Origin of the sequence: Paracoccus suum (genome assembly GCF_003324675.1) — a bacterium.
In the GTDB taxonomy this organism is placed as follows: Bacteria; Pseudomonadota; Alphaproteobacteria; order Rhodobacterales; family Rhodobacteraceae; genus Paracoccus; species Paracoccus suum.
This window is the reverse complement of the sequence record NZ_CP030918.1, coordinates 3123108-3135097: the sequence shown is the minus strand read 5'-3', so window position 1 is coordinate 3135097 and position 11990 is coordinate 3123108. Positions and strand designations below refer to the sequence as shown.

The following is an 11990-nucleotide window of genomic DNA, read 5'->3' as shown; positions in this document are numbered from 1 at the left end:
GCCCTCAGCCGAGGGCGGCGCTTTTGATCATCGCGTGAACCTGCCGGCCCGGCGCCAGGCCGAGATGATCCACCGACCGCTGGGTGATCCGCGCCAGCAGGCGGCCGCCACCCGGCAGGTCCAGCGTGACCAGAACCATCGGCGGGGCAGGCTCGATCGCCGCCACCACGGCGGGTAGCACATTCAGGGCCGAGGTCCGGCCGAGGCTGCCTTCGGCGATGATAACGTCCTGTGCCCGCACGCGCAGACGCACCGCCTGTCCCGGCGGCCCTGGGATTCCGCCGACCAGCAGATCCCCTGCAGGCGTCGCGATCCGGGTCAGCCCGTCATCGCCGTCGGAATCCGGCGCCGCGATGTGACCGCTCAGCACCGCGCCGATGTCGCCGGGATCGAGGCCCGTCGCCGCGCCTGCATCGGCCAGAACCTCGGCCAGCGGACCTGCCCGGCGCACGCGCCCGTTTTCCAGCAACACCAGCGTGGTCGCGAGACGTGCGACATCGGCGATGTCATGGCTGATGTGCAGCATCGGCACCCCGAGTTGGTCGCGCAGCCGCTCCAGCCAAGGAAGGATCTCGGCCCGGCGGGCGGCGTCGAGCGCGGCCATCGGCTCGTCGAGGATCAGCAGGCGAGGGCGCGACATAAGCGCCCGGCCGATCGCGACGCGGGCACGCTCGCCGCCCGACAAAAGGCCGGGACGGCGGTCCAGCAGCGCGCCGATCCCCAGCAGATCGACAACGGCTGCAACGTCCGGCCCGGGGGCACCGCGGGGCGCAAAGCGCGCGCCGTAGCCGAGGTTGCCGCGCACGGTGAGGTGCGGGAACAGCCGCCCGTCCTGAAAGACATATCCGATGCGCCGACGGTGGGCAGGGACCATGATCCCGGCTTTGGTATCGGTCAGCACCGTGCCGTCCAGCACGATGCGCCCCACGTCCGGGCGCAGCAGGCCCGCGACCGCGTTGACGATGCTGGTCTTGCCGGCGCCCGAATGCCCGAAGATCGATGTAACGCCCGGGGGCGAGTCGAAGGCGGCATCGAGCGTAAAGCCCGGCAACTTGTGGTGCAGCGTGACCTGAAGCATCAGTTGCCGGCGATGCGGCGAGCGACGGCGCGCGACAGCCGGTCCGAGACGGCAACCGCCAGCAGCGCCACCGCGACCGAGACCAGCGCCATGCGGGCGACGGCGACCTCCTGTCCCGGGATCTGGAGGGCGGTGTAGATCGCAGAGGGCAAGGTCCGGGTCTCGCCGGGGATGTTCGAGACGAACGTTATGGTTGCCCCGAACTCGCCCATCGCCTTGGCAAAGGCCAGGACCGCCCCGGCCAGAATGCCCGGCAGGATCAGGGGCAGCGTGACCGTCGCCAGCACCCACGGACGCGGCGCGCCGAGGGTCGCGGCCGCAGCCTCGAGCCGCGGGTCGACCGCCTCGATGGCCAGCCGCATGGCCCGGACCATCAGCGGAAAGCCCATGATTGCGGCGGCGAGCGCGGCCCCGGTCCAGCGGAATGCCAAGGTGATACCCAAGGTCTGCTCGAGCCAGGCGCCGATCGGACCGCGCCGGCCGAAGGCGAGCAGCAGCAGATAGCCCGTGACAACGGGCGGCAGGATCAGCGGCAGATGCACCAGCCCGTCCAGCGCCCCGCGCCCGATAAAGCGGCCGCGCGCCAGCGCCAGCGCACAGGCCAGCGCCAAAGGCAGCGACATCACCGTCGCCACGGTCGATACCCGCAGCGACAGCGCGAGCGCGGTCCATGCCTCGGGGGGCAGCCAGCCGGTCACGGCTTGGCGGCAGGCGCCGGGCTGGGCAGGACGACAAAACCTTCCGCCCCAAGGTCGGCACGGGCCGGCCCGGTGGTGAGTTGGTCCAGGAAAGATGCCGCCTCTGGCTTGGCCGCGGCCCCGTCGTGGGTGACAAGGGCGGCCGGATAGATGATAGGCGCGTGGCTGTCCTCGGGGAAGGTGGCGACAGTTGTCACCTTGGGCTCGGCATGGGCGTCTGTGGCATAGACGATCCCCAGCGGCGCCTCGCCCTGAGCCACCAGCGCCAGAGCGGCGCGGACGTTTTCGGCCTGGGCAACGCGTGCCTCGACGCCGTCCCACAGGCCAAGATGGGTCAGCGCCTCCTTGCCATAAACTCCGGCTGGCACGGAATCGACCAGCGCCATGGCCAGCTTGCCATCCGCGCCGAGGCGTCCGGTCAGCGCATCCTTGGAGGTCAGTTCGACCGGCGCCCCGTCCGCCGCCGGCGCGACCAGAACCAACGTGTTGCCGAGCAGATCGCGGCGGCTGGCAGGGTCGATCAGCTTGTCGCCGGCCAACGTGTCCATCCATTCGGGCGCGGCCGAGATGAAGATGTCGGCCGGCGCGCCCTGCTGGATCTGGCGGGCCAGTTGCGGGCTGCCGGCGTAGGACACGACGATCTTGTCGTCATGCGCGGCCTGCCAAGCCGCAGTCGCCTTATCGAGCGCGGTCTTGAGGCTGGCGGCGGCGAAAATGGTGATGTCGGCCGCCTTGGCCGGGGCGGTTGCGGCGAGGCCGAGTGCCAGTGCGGCAGCGAGGATGTGGGGCGTTCGCATGAGCGGGTTTCCTGCGTTATGTCTGGGCGAACATAACCAATTCAGCGGACTGCTTGGCAAGCGTTATTTCCCTGCAAACAGATCGGCCAGCGTCTCGCTGTCCGCCGCCCCGGCCACCTCGGCCGCCGCGACCAGATTACGGTATCGGGCCAATACCTCGGCCCCCGTGGGGGTCAGGCCTGCCCCGCCGCCTTGCGGGCCGCCCCGGGCACTTTCGACCAACGGGGCGCGGAACATGGCGTTCAGCCCCTCGACCAGCGACCAGGCGCGCTTGTAGCTCATGCCCATGCTGCGCCCCGCCGCCGCGATCGAGCCGGTCTGGGCAATCGCGGACAGCAACTCCGCCTTGCCGGGCCCGAGCCATTGGCCGGGACCGAGGTAGAGGCGAAGTTTCAGGGCCGGAAAGCTGTCGGGCGGGGGCGGTGCATCCATGGCCCGAGGATGCGCCGGCTGCGGGTCACGGGGCAAGCCCGCAACCGGCGCGGCGGACCTCAGCCGGCCAGGCGGGCCCGGTGGTCATGTTGCTGCCAGTCGGCGCGGCTCGCCCAGACGGAAGCGCCGCCCTGCCGGTCGAAGAGGGCTGGCGCCAGCGCCACCTCGTCAAAGCCGGCCCGGCGGGCCATGGCGTATTGATCGGGCAGCAACGGGCCGGCGGCCCGCAACCGGCCAGTAAAGCCTGCCGCCCGCAGCTGCTTGCCGAGAGTAAACCCGCGCCCGTCACTGAACGCCGGGAAGGCCACTTCGATCACCGTGCTGCCGCTTGCGGCTTCGGTCGGGTTCGGGGCGTTCTCGGGGGCGAGGATCACGCCAGCCGCGTCCTCGGCGGTCTCGCGCCGGGTGCCAGTGTCGGTGACGATCACCCGTCTGTCTGCATCACGCACCATGCGTCCTCCGATCAGATGTATGCCGCATTCCGTCATTTCGCTGCCGCGCCAACGTCCGGCGCGCGGGTCCTCGCCAGCGGCGACCGGCGTCGTGCAGGTGGCGCAACCGATCGAGGGATAGCCGCGCGCGACCAGCGGGTGCGCGGGCAGCCCGTGCCGCGCCGCGTAATCGCGCAGCATCACCGTGTCCCAGTCCCTCAGGGGGTTCAGTTTCAGCCGCGAGGGCGCCTCGGCCTCGACCGCGCGCAGGGCGCTGCGGCTGGCGGCCTGGTTGCGCTTACGGCCGGTAATCCAGCCGTCAAAGCCGGCCAATGCGGCGGCCAGCGGCTGGGTCTTGCGCAAATCGCAGCAGGCGGCGGCGTTGTGCCGGTGCAAGGTCGCGGCCGGGTCCGCGCCCGCCAGCCGGCCCGCATCCGGCGTGACACGCTGGACATTGGTCAGCCCCAGGTGGGCGGTCAGCTTGTCCAGATAGTCGAGCGTCTCGGGAAAGTGCATGCCGGTGTCCAGGAACAGGACTGGCGCCGCGGGATCGATTTCGGCCACCATGTGCAGCAGCACCGCCGATTCCGCCCCGAAGGAGGATACGACGGCGATCCGCCCCAGCCCATCCTCGCCCCGCAGGGCACGGGCGATCAGCGCCTGCGCGGTCAGATCCCCCAGTTGCGCATCCAGCGTGGCCGCGCGCGACGTCAGGTCGGGCGCGCGGGCGGCGCGGGACGAGGCGCCGGGAACAACCAACGGGATGCCCGGCGTCGGCAGGTTGGGCCGGGGCGATAGTGGCGCGCCGGTGATTGGCGCCGGGTCATCGACATGCGCCTCTGACACGAGGGGGGGCAGTTCTGCGAGGGCGTGGCGTGCCATCACGCCGCCTCCGGGTAGAGGGCGGTGCGGAACGCCGGCAGGCCGAGGCGGCGGAAGGCGGCGTTGAACCGCTCGCCCGGCTCGCGCAGCTCGACATAGCGGCGCAGCAGCCGCACGATCGCCGGCGCTACCGCCTCGGCAGCAAAGCCAGGACCGGCACGTTCTCCCAACGCCGCGCCATCGGGCGAGCCGTCGCCACCGAGCGTGATCTGGTAGTTCTCGACCCCCGCACGATCTAGCCCAAGAATGCCGATATCGCCGATGTGGTGATGTCCGCAGGCGTTGATGCAGCCCGATATCTTGATCGCCAGCGCGCCGGCCTCGGCCTCCAACCCCGACTCTCGCAGGGCGGCGGCAATATCCTGGGCGATGGGGATCGAGCGGGCGGTCGCCAGCGTGCAGTAGTCCATGCCAGGGCAGGCGACGATATCGGTGCCGAGGCCCGCGTTCGCGGTCGCGAGGCCCAGCGATTGCAGCGCCCGATGCAGGGCGCGCAGGTCGGCGCGGGCGACATGGACGATGACGAGGTTCTGTTCCTGCGTCACGCGGACTTCGCCCTGACCAAAGCGGTCGGCGAGTTCCGCCAGCCGCCGCATCTGCTGGGCGCTGGCATCGCCCGGCGTCGCGCCCGGCGCCTTCAGCGTGACGATGACATTGGCGTAGTCAGCCCGCGGATGCGAGACGACCGAGCGTTCTGCCCAGGCAGCATAGGCGCCGGTGGCCGGCGCGGTCGGGATCGGGCGCTGGACCAGCAGCGGCGCGGCAAAGCGCAGGCGCTGGGCGGCCAGCACGTCACGCCAGCCGCCGCCGGAAAAATCGGCGCGGCGCTGGGCAAATTCCGCCTCGACCTGATCGCGGAATGCCTCCAGCCCCATCTCGGCCACGGTGATCTTGATCCGCGCCTTGTACTTGTTGTCGCGCCGGCCGGCCATGTTGTACGCCGCGAGGATCGCTTCGATATAGGGCAGGACCTCGGCTGCGGGCAGGAAGTCGCGGATGACCTGCGCCAGCAGTGGCGTGCGGCCAAGGCCTCCCCCGACCAGCACGGTAAAGCCGACGACGCCGTCCCGCCGCACCAGCCGCAGGCCGATGTCGTGGACGGCCGTCATCGCCCGGTCGGCCGGCGCGCCGGTTACGCCGATCTTGAACTTGCGCGGCAGGAACTGGAACTCCGGGTGGTCGGTCGACCAAAGGCGGATCACCTCGGCCCAGGGGCGCGGGTCCTCGATCTCGTCAGCCGCGGCGCCGGCAAAGGGATCGGCGGTCACGTTGCGGATGGTGTTGCCCGAGGTCTGGACGGCGTGCATCCCGACCGACGCCAGATGGTCGAGGATGTCGGGAATATCGCTCAGTTTCGGCCAGTTGAACTGGATGTTCTGGCGGGTGGTGAAATGTCCGATGCCTTTGTCCCAGCGCTCGGCAATCGTGGCCAGAGCCCGCAGTTGCTGGGTCGACAGGGTGCCGTAGGGGATGGCGATGCGCAGCATGTAGGCGTGCAGCTGCAGGTAGACGCCGTTCATCAGGCGCAGCGGCCGGAATTCGTCCTCGGTCAGGCGGCCGTCGAGGCGGCGGGCAACCTGGTCGCGGAACTGGGCCGCGCGACGCTCCAGCCATTCGGTGTCGGGATTGTGGGCGGCGTCAAGCATGGCCGGCCTCCTGCTTGCCGTGGAAGTAGTTCGACGGGCCGCGGGTGCGGAACGCCTCGCGAAAATGAACGGGCTGCGGGCCCTCGGGCGAGGGGATGGCGTCGGCCAAATAGGGGCCGACCAGCGCGATGTCGGCGACTGCCTCGGCCAGGCGTTCCTCGGCAATGGCCTCGTCCTCGATCAGCTCGGCGCGACTGTGCTCGCCACACCAATCCCCGTCCGCGGTGCGATAGATCACCTCGCCCGAGGCGAGGGCGTTGGCGGTCAGAACCTTGGGATGGAAGCGTGCCATGGGGCGAGTCCTTCAGCGAATTTCTTCCATAATCTAGGACAATGTCCCCCTTATTCACCATACTGGCTTGACGATAAGAACATGCGTCCGCTAATGGCGAGGCGCGGACCACCCCGTCCCCGGCTGCCAGCAGGTGTGCAGATGAGCGTGCGGCTCGACGATCTCGACCGGAAAATCCTTCGCGAGTTGCAGGAGGATGCGGGACGATCACTTGACGAAATCGCCAAGCTGGTGGGCTCGTCCAAGACCCCGGTGTGGAATCGCATCCGCAAGCTGCGGGCAGCCGGCGTGATCGCGCAGCCAACCATTCTGGTCTCCCCCGAGGCGCTGGGGCTGGAGGCGTGCTTCTTCGTGCTGATCCGCACCGCCGCGCATGAGGCCGACTGGCAGGCGCAGTTTCTGGATGCACTGCGCAGCCGCCCCGAGGTGCTGGAAGCGCATCGGCTGGCGGGCGAGGTCGATTACATCCTGAAGGTCCGGGTCGAGAACGCCCGTGCCTATGACCGATTCTACCAGTCGCTGATCGCGCAGGTGAAGATCAACTCGGTCAGCGCGCTGCTGTCGATGGAGGAGGTCAAGGCGACCACCGTCCTGCCTGTCGGGCCGATCAAGTCCGAGGTGCGGGCCAGGGAGGCACGGGCGAGGAGCGGCGGCGACCAGGCCCCTACAGCAGCCACTCGATCGGCAGCCAGCCCAGAACCGTAAGCGCCGCGCGCGAGGGCCAGCTGGTGTCTGGCTCGACCCGCAGGACGGTGCCGGGCCGGTCGGGATCCTCCCACTCCAGCGTGCCGTCATGGGCACGGCGTGGGCGATAGCTGGTCTCGGGGATGCGTACGGCAAAGGCGCGGTCAATGCCGGCGGCGATCCGGGGGCTGTCGATCAACACCCCCATCTCGGTGTTCAGGTCGAGGGAACGGTGATCGAAGTTGAACGAGCCGATGAACACCCGCTGCCCGTCGACCGACAGCGATTTGGAATGGAGGCTCGAGCGGGAAGAGCCGACCACGACGCGGCGCTTGACGCCGCGTTCTGCCTGCTGCGTCGGCTCCGGGCGCGTGGCCTTCAGTTCAAACAACTCGACCCCAGCATCCAACAGGCGCGGACGGTAGCGCACGTAAGCGGAATGAACGACCAGCACGTCTGTCGCCTGCTGCGAATTCGTCAGCACCCGCACCCGTCGTCCCCGGCCCGCGAGGGTCCGCAGTGCCCGGGAAAAGCCGCGCCCGGGGACGAAATAGGCCGAGATCAGGTCGAGCGAATGCAGGGGCTGGCCGATCCGCCGGATGAGGCGGTGAAACAGCAGCTGGTTGCGCCGCGCCCGGCCGAGGCCTTTGGCCGGGTGATCGCTGACGAGCGCTACGTTCGAGCGTTCCAGATCGGCGGCGCGCGCGAGGAATGCGCCCACGGGCGACATCAGGTCGAGGTCGCGGACGTAGTTTTGGTAATGGGGCGTCGCACAGGCGGCCTTGGTCGCTGTCCCCAATGCCTTCCACGAGTCTCGCCCCGGCCGCGCAAGAATGCGCGCGGCGGGGTGGGCCGAGCAGCTGTCCCAGTAGCGGTCGAAATCATCGGCCACCTCGGCCGCGATTTGCCCGACGGCAAAAACGTCGGTGTCGATATAATGCGTGCCGTCGCCAAAGGCGAAATAGATATCGCCGATGTTGCGTCCTCCGACGATGGTCGCCGCCCCGTCTGCGGTCAGGGACTTGTTGTGCATCCGCCGGTTCAGCCGGGAGAAATCGAACAGGAAGCTGGCCATCCGCAGGCGGCGCATGATGAACGGGTTGAACAGGCGCACCTCGATCATCGGGTGGGCGTCGAGCGCGGCAAGATCCGCGTCCAGCGCGGGCGAGCCGTGGTCGTCCAGCAGCAACCGGATTCGCACGCCGCGGTCGGCGGCGTCCTGCAGTTCCGCGATCAGCATCAGGCCGGTCACGTCGCGCTGCCAGATGTAATACTGGATATCGAGGCTCTGCTCTGCGGCGCGGATCAGGGCCACCCGGGCGGCAAAGGCGGCGCGGCCGTCCAGCAGCGGGGCGACGCCGCTCAGCCCCGGATCGGGTTCGATGAAATCCAGCGTGGCGCGCCCGAGGGCGGTGTCGCGCGAGACCGGGAGGGATCCGCTGGCGGGCCTGCCGGCGAGGGAGGGCGGCTGGTACACTTTGCGCGCCACCCCGAGCGCGGCAAGCCCCAGCGCCACCGCGCCCAGCACCGTCAAGATCATTGCCGCATTGCCTCCGCTACCGTGGAGGTAACGGGGCGCCGGCGGTTTGGTTCGCTGACGTCCCCGCGACCGGGCGGGCGCCCGGGCCTCTGGCTATTACAGAAGGGGTCAGCCGCGCAGACCGGTTTCCTTTAGCAGGCCTTTGCGCTTGGCCTCGTAGTAATAGCCCTTGGCATACCACATTACGGCGCGGCTCTCGCTGCCGCCCGACACAAGCCAGGCGCCGCGCAGGTATTTCACGCCGTATTTCAGGTTGGTTTCGGCGTCCAGCAGGCCGGAGGCATCCCCGCGATAGCCCATGGTCCGGGCGGTCGCCGGCAGGATCTGCATCAGGCCGTAATAGGGGCCGTTGCGGGCGGTGGGGCGGTACATCGACTCGCGCTGCACCACGCGGTGAACGAGGGTGACCGGAACGCTGTACTCGGCCGCATAGCGGGCGATCAGCGCCTGCATTTCCGGGGTGGCCCCGGCGGCCGTGGCGCTTGCGTTGCGGGGCGATTCCCGCAGTTGCATCCGCTCGGAACTGCTGCCGCAGGCGGCGAGCCCGAGCATCAGCGCCAGCATGGCGCCGCGCCCGGACATGCGGGTCAGGGTGTTCAGGATCACTGTCGCCTCGGGTGTTTTTAATTTTGCCGGAACAATACGCTGGCCGGCCTCCACCACAAAGCTGCATCGCGCCTGCGAGCAACGCGACCGGCGAGTTTTCGCCGATCGCAGCCACATCCGTCAGACGTGGATGGCCCCGTCGCCGCACGCCAGCGCGGCCTCGCGCACCGCTTCGCTGACGGTCGGATGGGCGTGGCAGGTCAGGGCGATGTCCTCGGCCGAGGCTCCGAAGGACATGGCGACCGCGACCTCGTGGATGATGTCGCCAGCGCCCGGCGCGATGATGTGAGCGCCCAGCACGCGGTCGGTATCCGCGTCGGTGATGATCTTGACGAAGCCCTCGGCTTCCAGCAGCGCCTTGGCGCGGGCGTTACCCATCAGGGGGAACTTACCAACCTTGATCTTGCGGCCGCTTTCCTTGGCCTGCGCCTCGGTCAGGCCGACCGCGGCGACCTCGGGCATGGTGTAGATGACCGAGGGGATGACGCCATAGTCGACATGGCCGTGCTTGCCGGCGATGACCTCGGCGACCGCCATGCCCTCGTCCTCGGCCTTGTGGGCGAGCATTGGGCCGCGGATCACGTCGCCGATGGCGTAGACACCGGGCAGATTGGTCTGCCAGTGGTCGTCAGTGACGATCATCCCGCGCTCCAGCGCGATGTCCAGCGCATCGAGGCCAAGCCCCTCGGTGTTCGGCCGCCGTCCAGTCGCCAGCAGGACGCAGTCAGCCTCGACGCTCTGTGCCTCGCCCCCCTTGGCGGGGGCGAAGGTTACGGTGGCACGGCCGTTCGCGACGGTCACCGACTGGACCGCGGCACCAAGCGTGAACTGCAGGCCCTGCTTTTGCAGGATCTTCAGCAGCGCCTTTTGCACCTCGGCGTCCATGCCGGGGGTGATGGTGTCGAGGTATTCGATCACCCGAACCTTGCTGCCAAGGCGGCTGTAGACCGACCCAAGCTCCAGCCCGATGACGCCGGCGCCGATCACGATCATGTCTTGGGGGATGCGGGGCAGCATCAGCGCGCCCGTCGAATCCACCACGACGCCGCCGGCGTTGTCGACCTCGACCCCCTTGAGGCTGCTAACCTCTGAGCCGCTGGCGATGACGATGGCCTTGGTGTCATGGACCTTGTCGCCGACCTTGACCTTGCCCGCCTCGGGGATGCTGGCCCAACCCTTCAGCCAGTCGATCTTGTTCTTCTTGAACAGGAACTCGATGCCCTTGGTGTTGGTGTTGACCGTTTCGGCCTTGTAGGACTGCATCCGGTCCCAGTCGATCGTCGGCGCCTCGCCCATCAGGCCAAGCTTGGCAAAGTTGTGCGTCGCCTCGTGATAGAGGTGGCTGGCGTGCAGCAGGGCCTTGGAGGGGATGCAGCCGACGTTGAGGCAGGTCCCGCCCAGCGTCTCGCGCCCCTCGACACAGGCGACCTTGAGGCCGAGCTGGGCCGCGCGGATGGCGCAGACATAACCGCCGGGGCCGGCGCCGATGACGATCAGGTCATACATTGCAGATGGGTTCCTTGTTGGCCGGCAGGGGCGGGGCGCTGCGCCCTGGCGAACCTGCGTAAGAAAAATGTGCGACCCGGCGGGTCAGAACAGGGATGCCACGATCATCGCCATCGTGGCGAGAAAGCCCACCGCCCAGATGATCGAACGCCAGGGCGTCCAGCCAAGGGCATAGGCCGGCACGTAAAGGACGCGCGCCGCCAGATAGGCCCAGGCACAGGCGCGGGTCAGTCCGGACTGCTCGCCCGACAGGGTGACCATGACCACGGCGATGGTGAAAAACGCCAGCCCCTCGAAATGGTTGTCCACGGCGCGGCGCAGGCGGCCGGTCATGGGCGAGAGCTTCGGCTCGGTATCGCGCGGGCCGGCATTCCATTCTGCGCCGACATCGCGGTTCAGCGACATCGCGGCAACGCCGATCTGCGCCGCCTGCAGCAGTGCCGCGAGGCCGAGGGCGGTCAGTTCTGCTGTCATCATCGTCCCACCCCTCGGCCCGAGCAGCGCGTCAGGCGGTCTCGAGCATATGCGCCTCGACCGCGCTTACGCCGGCCTGGCTGTTGAACACGGCGGCCGCGCCATCGAGGTAGGCCTGCGCCTTGACCGGGTTTCCGCTAGTGAACAGCGCCCAGGCGCGGTTCGCGCCTTCGCGCCACAGTTGCAGCAGGGACAGGCCGTTGTTGCCGCGATCCTCGGCGTCGTTGTCAAAGGCAGTCTTGAAGGCGGCGAAATCGGCGATGTCGTAGCGCACGAGGATCTGGTTCATCGAAATCTCCTGTCGGTAGGTCCGTGGGGGATCAGGCCCGGCTGAGTGCGAGGCGCAGGCCGAGGGCGGCAAAGCTGGCCGCGAACAGGCGCCGCAGCCAGGACATAACGCGCGGCGATGCCAGCAGCGCGTCGCGCGAGGCGGCGGCAAGAACGGCGTAGAGGACAAAGGTCGCGGCCGTCATCGCCGTGAACCCGAGGCCTAGCGTGATCAGGTCAGCCGCGGGCGATCCTGCCGGCAGGAACTGCGGCAGGAAGGCGACGAAAAACAGCGGCAACTTGGGGTTCAGCAGGTTCATCAGAATGCCGCGGCGGACGATGATCGCGGGCGGCTGCGGCGCGGCGGGCCGCACGCTCAGCCCCCCGCGCTCTTTCAGGACGGCCCAGGCCATCCAAAGTAAGTAAAGCACCCCGAGCGCCTTGATGCCCTGGAACAGCACCGCCGACGTGTGCAGCACGGCCGCCAGCCCGGCGAGGGCGACGGCAAGATGCACCACGGTCGCAAGCGTGCAGCCAAGGGTTGCCCACAGACCGGCCCGCAACCCGCCGCCTAGCGTAGTGGCCAGCGTGTAGACCACGCCGATCCCCGGGGTTGCACAGACGATAAAGGCTGTCAGCAGGAACTCGGGGCTCATC

General features: G+C 68.8%; 13 protein-coding genes and 1 pseudogene. 1 reads left to right on the top strand and 13 read right to left on the bottom strand.

Annotated features, from left to right (window positions below):
- Window positions 1-4 precede the first annotated feature (4 nt).
- From modC to DRW48_RS15215, 7 genes are all read right to left on the bottom strand, one after another.
- On the bottom strand, window positions 5-1078 hold the full coding sequence (gene modC / locus DRW48_RS15245; RefSeq protein WP_114077139.1) for a molybdenum ABC transporter ATP-binding protein: 1074 nt from the start codon (window positions 1076-1078) through the stop codon (window positions 5-7).
- On the bottom strand, window positions 1078-1776 hold the full coding sequence (gene modB / locus DRW48_RS15240) for a molybdate ABC transporter permease subunit (protein ID WP_114077138.1): 699 nt from the start codon (window positions 1774-1776) through the stop codon (window positions 1078-1080). Before modB ends, modC begins: the two co-directional genes overlap by 1 nt.
- Window positions 1773-2573 carry a molybdate ABC transporter substrate-binding protein gene (gene modA / locus DRW48_RS15235; protein WP_114077137.1) on the bottom strand — a complete coding sequence of 267 codons (801 nt, stop codon included), beginning with the start codon at window positions 2571-2573 and terminating at the stop codon, window positions 1773-1775. The genes modB and modA overlap by 4 nt, the downstream gene beginning before the upstream one ends.
- Window positions 2574-2636: 63 nt before the next feature.
- Complete coding sequence (locus tag DRW48_RS15230; protein WP_114077136.1) at window positions 2637-3005, bottom strand: winged helix-turn-helix domain-containing protein; 369 nt, start codon at window positions 3003-3005, stop codon at window positions 2637-2639.
- 59 nt (window positions 3006-3064) lie between these two features.
- A complete protein-coding gene (locus DRW48_RS15225) occupies window positions 3065-4318 on the bottom strand; it encodes a phosphoadenylyl-sulfate reductase (protein WP_162784798.1) in 1254 nt (417 codons plus the stop codon).
- The gene (locus DRW48_RS15220; protein ID WP_114077135.1) at window positions 4318-5964 is read right to left on the bottom strand and encodes a nitrite/sulfite reductase; all 1647 of its coding nucleotides are present in this window, start codon (window positions 5962-5964) and stop codon (window positions 4318-4320) included. The genes DRW48_RS15225 and DRW48_RS15220 overlap by 1 nt, the downstream gene beginning before the upstream one ends.
- A complete protein-coding gene (locus tag DRW48_RS15215; RefSeq protein ID WP_114077134.1) occupies window positions 5957-6256 on the bottom strand; it encodes a DUF2849 domain-containing protein in 300 nt (99 codons plus the stop codon). The genes DRW48_RS15220 and DRW48_RS15215 overlap by 8 nt, the downstream gene beginning before the upstream one ends.
- 141 nt (window positions 6257-6397) lie before the next feature.
- Between DRW48_RS15215 and DRW48_RS15210 the strand changes: the two are divergent.
- Window positions 6398-6856: pseudogene (locus DRW48_RS15210) on the top strand (Lrp/AsnC family transcriptional regulator); the annotation flags it as partial.
- A 64-nt stretch (window positions 6857-6920) separates the two neighbouring features.
- Here DRW48_RS15210 and DRW48_RS15205 read toward each other — a convergent pair.
- The 6 genes from DRW48_RS15205 to DRW48_RS15180 all read right to left on the bottom strand — a co-directional run bounded on the left by DRW48_RS15205 (window position 6921) and on the right by DRW48_RS15180 (window position 11989).
- Window positions 6921-8480 (bottom strand): phospholipase D family protein, encoded by a 1560-nt coding sequence (locus DRW48_RS15205; RefSeq protein ID WP_114077132.1) that lies wholly within the window; start codon window positions 8478-8480, stop codon window positions 6921-6923.
- Window positions 8481-8588: 108 nt separating this feature from the next.
- Window positions 8589-9062 carry a lytic transglycosylase domain-containing protein gene (locus DRW48_RS15200; protein ID WP_114077617.1) on the bottom strand — a complete coding sequence of 158 codons (474 nt, stop codon included), beginning with the start codon at window positions 9060-9062 and terminating at the stop codon, window positions 8589-8591.
- 144 nt (window positions 9063-9206) lie between these two features.
- Window positions 9207-10592 carry a dihydrolipoyl dehydrogenase gene (lpdA, locus tag DRW48_RS15195; protein ID WP_114077131.1) on the bottom strand — a complete coding sequence of 462 codons (1386 nt, stop codon included), beginning with the start codon at window positions 10590-10592 and terminating at the stop codon, window positions 9207-9209.
- Between the two features lie 84 nt (window positions 10593-10676).
- Window positions 10677-11066 carry an MAPEG family protein gene (locus tag DRW48_RS15190; protein WP_114077616.1) on the bottom strand — a complete coding sequence of 130 codons (390 nt, stop codon included), beginning with the start codon at window positions 11064-11066 and terminating at the stop codon, window positions 10677-10679.
- Between the two features lie 31 nt (window positions 11067-11097).
- Complete coding sequence (locus DRW48_RS15185; protein ID WP_114077130.1) at window positions 11098-11355, bottom strand: hypothetical protein; 258 nt, start codon at window positions 11353-11355, stop codon at window positions 11098-11100.
- Between the two features lie 31 nt (window positions 11356-11386).
- Window positions 11387-11989, bottom strand: coding sequence for a LysE family translocator (locus DRW48_RS15180; protein ID WP_114077129.1), 603 nt, complete (start codon window positions 11987-11989; stop codon window positions 11387-11389).
- Window position 11990: the final 1 nt, after the last annotated feature.

What these genes read in the sequence shown, in the direction of transcription:
- modC (WP_114077139.1), bottom strand. Translation starts at nt 1,078, where the DNA reads ATGCTTCAGGTCACGCTGCACCACAAGTTGCCGGGCTTTACGCTCGAT.
- modA (WP_114077137.1), bottom strand. Translation starts at nt 2,573, where the DNA reads ATGCGAACGCCCCACATCCTCGCTGCCGCACTGGCACTCGGCCTCGCC.
- DRW48_RS15230 (WP_114077136.1), bottom strand. Translation starts at nt 3,005, where the DNA reads ATGGATGCACCGCCCCCGCCCGACAGCTTTCCGGCCCTGAAACTTCGC.
- DRW48_RS15225 (WP_162784798.1), bottom strand. Translation starts at nt 4,318, where the DNA reads ATGGCACGCCACGCCCTCGCAGAACTGCCCCCCCTCGTGTCAGAGGCG.
- DRW48_RS15220 (WP_114077135.1), bottom strand. Translation starts at nt 5,964, where the DNA reads ATGCTTGACGCCGCCCACAATCCCGACACCGAATGGCTGGAGCGTCGC.
- DRW48_RS15215 (WP_114077134.1), bottom strand. Translation starts at nt 6,256, where the DNA reads ATGGCACGCTTCCATCCCAAGGTTCTGACCGCCAACGCCCTCGCCTCG.
- DRW48_RS15205 (WP_114077132.1), bottom strand. Translation starts at nt 8,480, where the DNA reads ATGATCTTGACGGTGCTGGGCGCGGTGGCGCTGGGGCTTGCCGCGCTC.
- DRW48_RS15200 (WP_114077617.1), bottom strand. Translation starts at nt 9,062, where the DNA reads ATGTCCGGGCGCGGCGCCATGCTGGCGCTGATGCTCGGGCTCGCCGCC.
- lpdA (WP_114077131.1), bottom strand. Translation starts at nt 10,592, where the DNA reads ATGTATGACCTGATCGTCATCGGCGCCGGCCCCGGCGGTTATGTCTGC.
- DRW48_RS15190 (WP_114077616.1), bottom strand. Translation starts at nt 11,066, where the DNA reads ATGACAGCAGAACTGACCGCCCTCGGCCTCGCGGCACTGCTGCAGGCG.
- DRW48_RS15185 (WP_114077130.1), bottom strand. Translation starts at nt 11,355, where the DNA reads ATGAACCAGATCCTCGTGCGCTACGACATCGCCGATTTCGCCGCCTTC.
- DRW48_RS15180 (WP_114077129.1), bottom strand. Translation starts at nt 11,989, where the DNA reads ATGAGCCCCGAGTTCCTGCTGACAGCCTTTATCGTCTGTGCAACCCCG.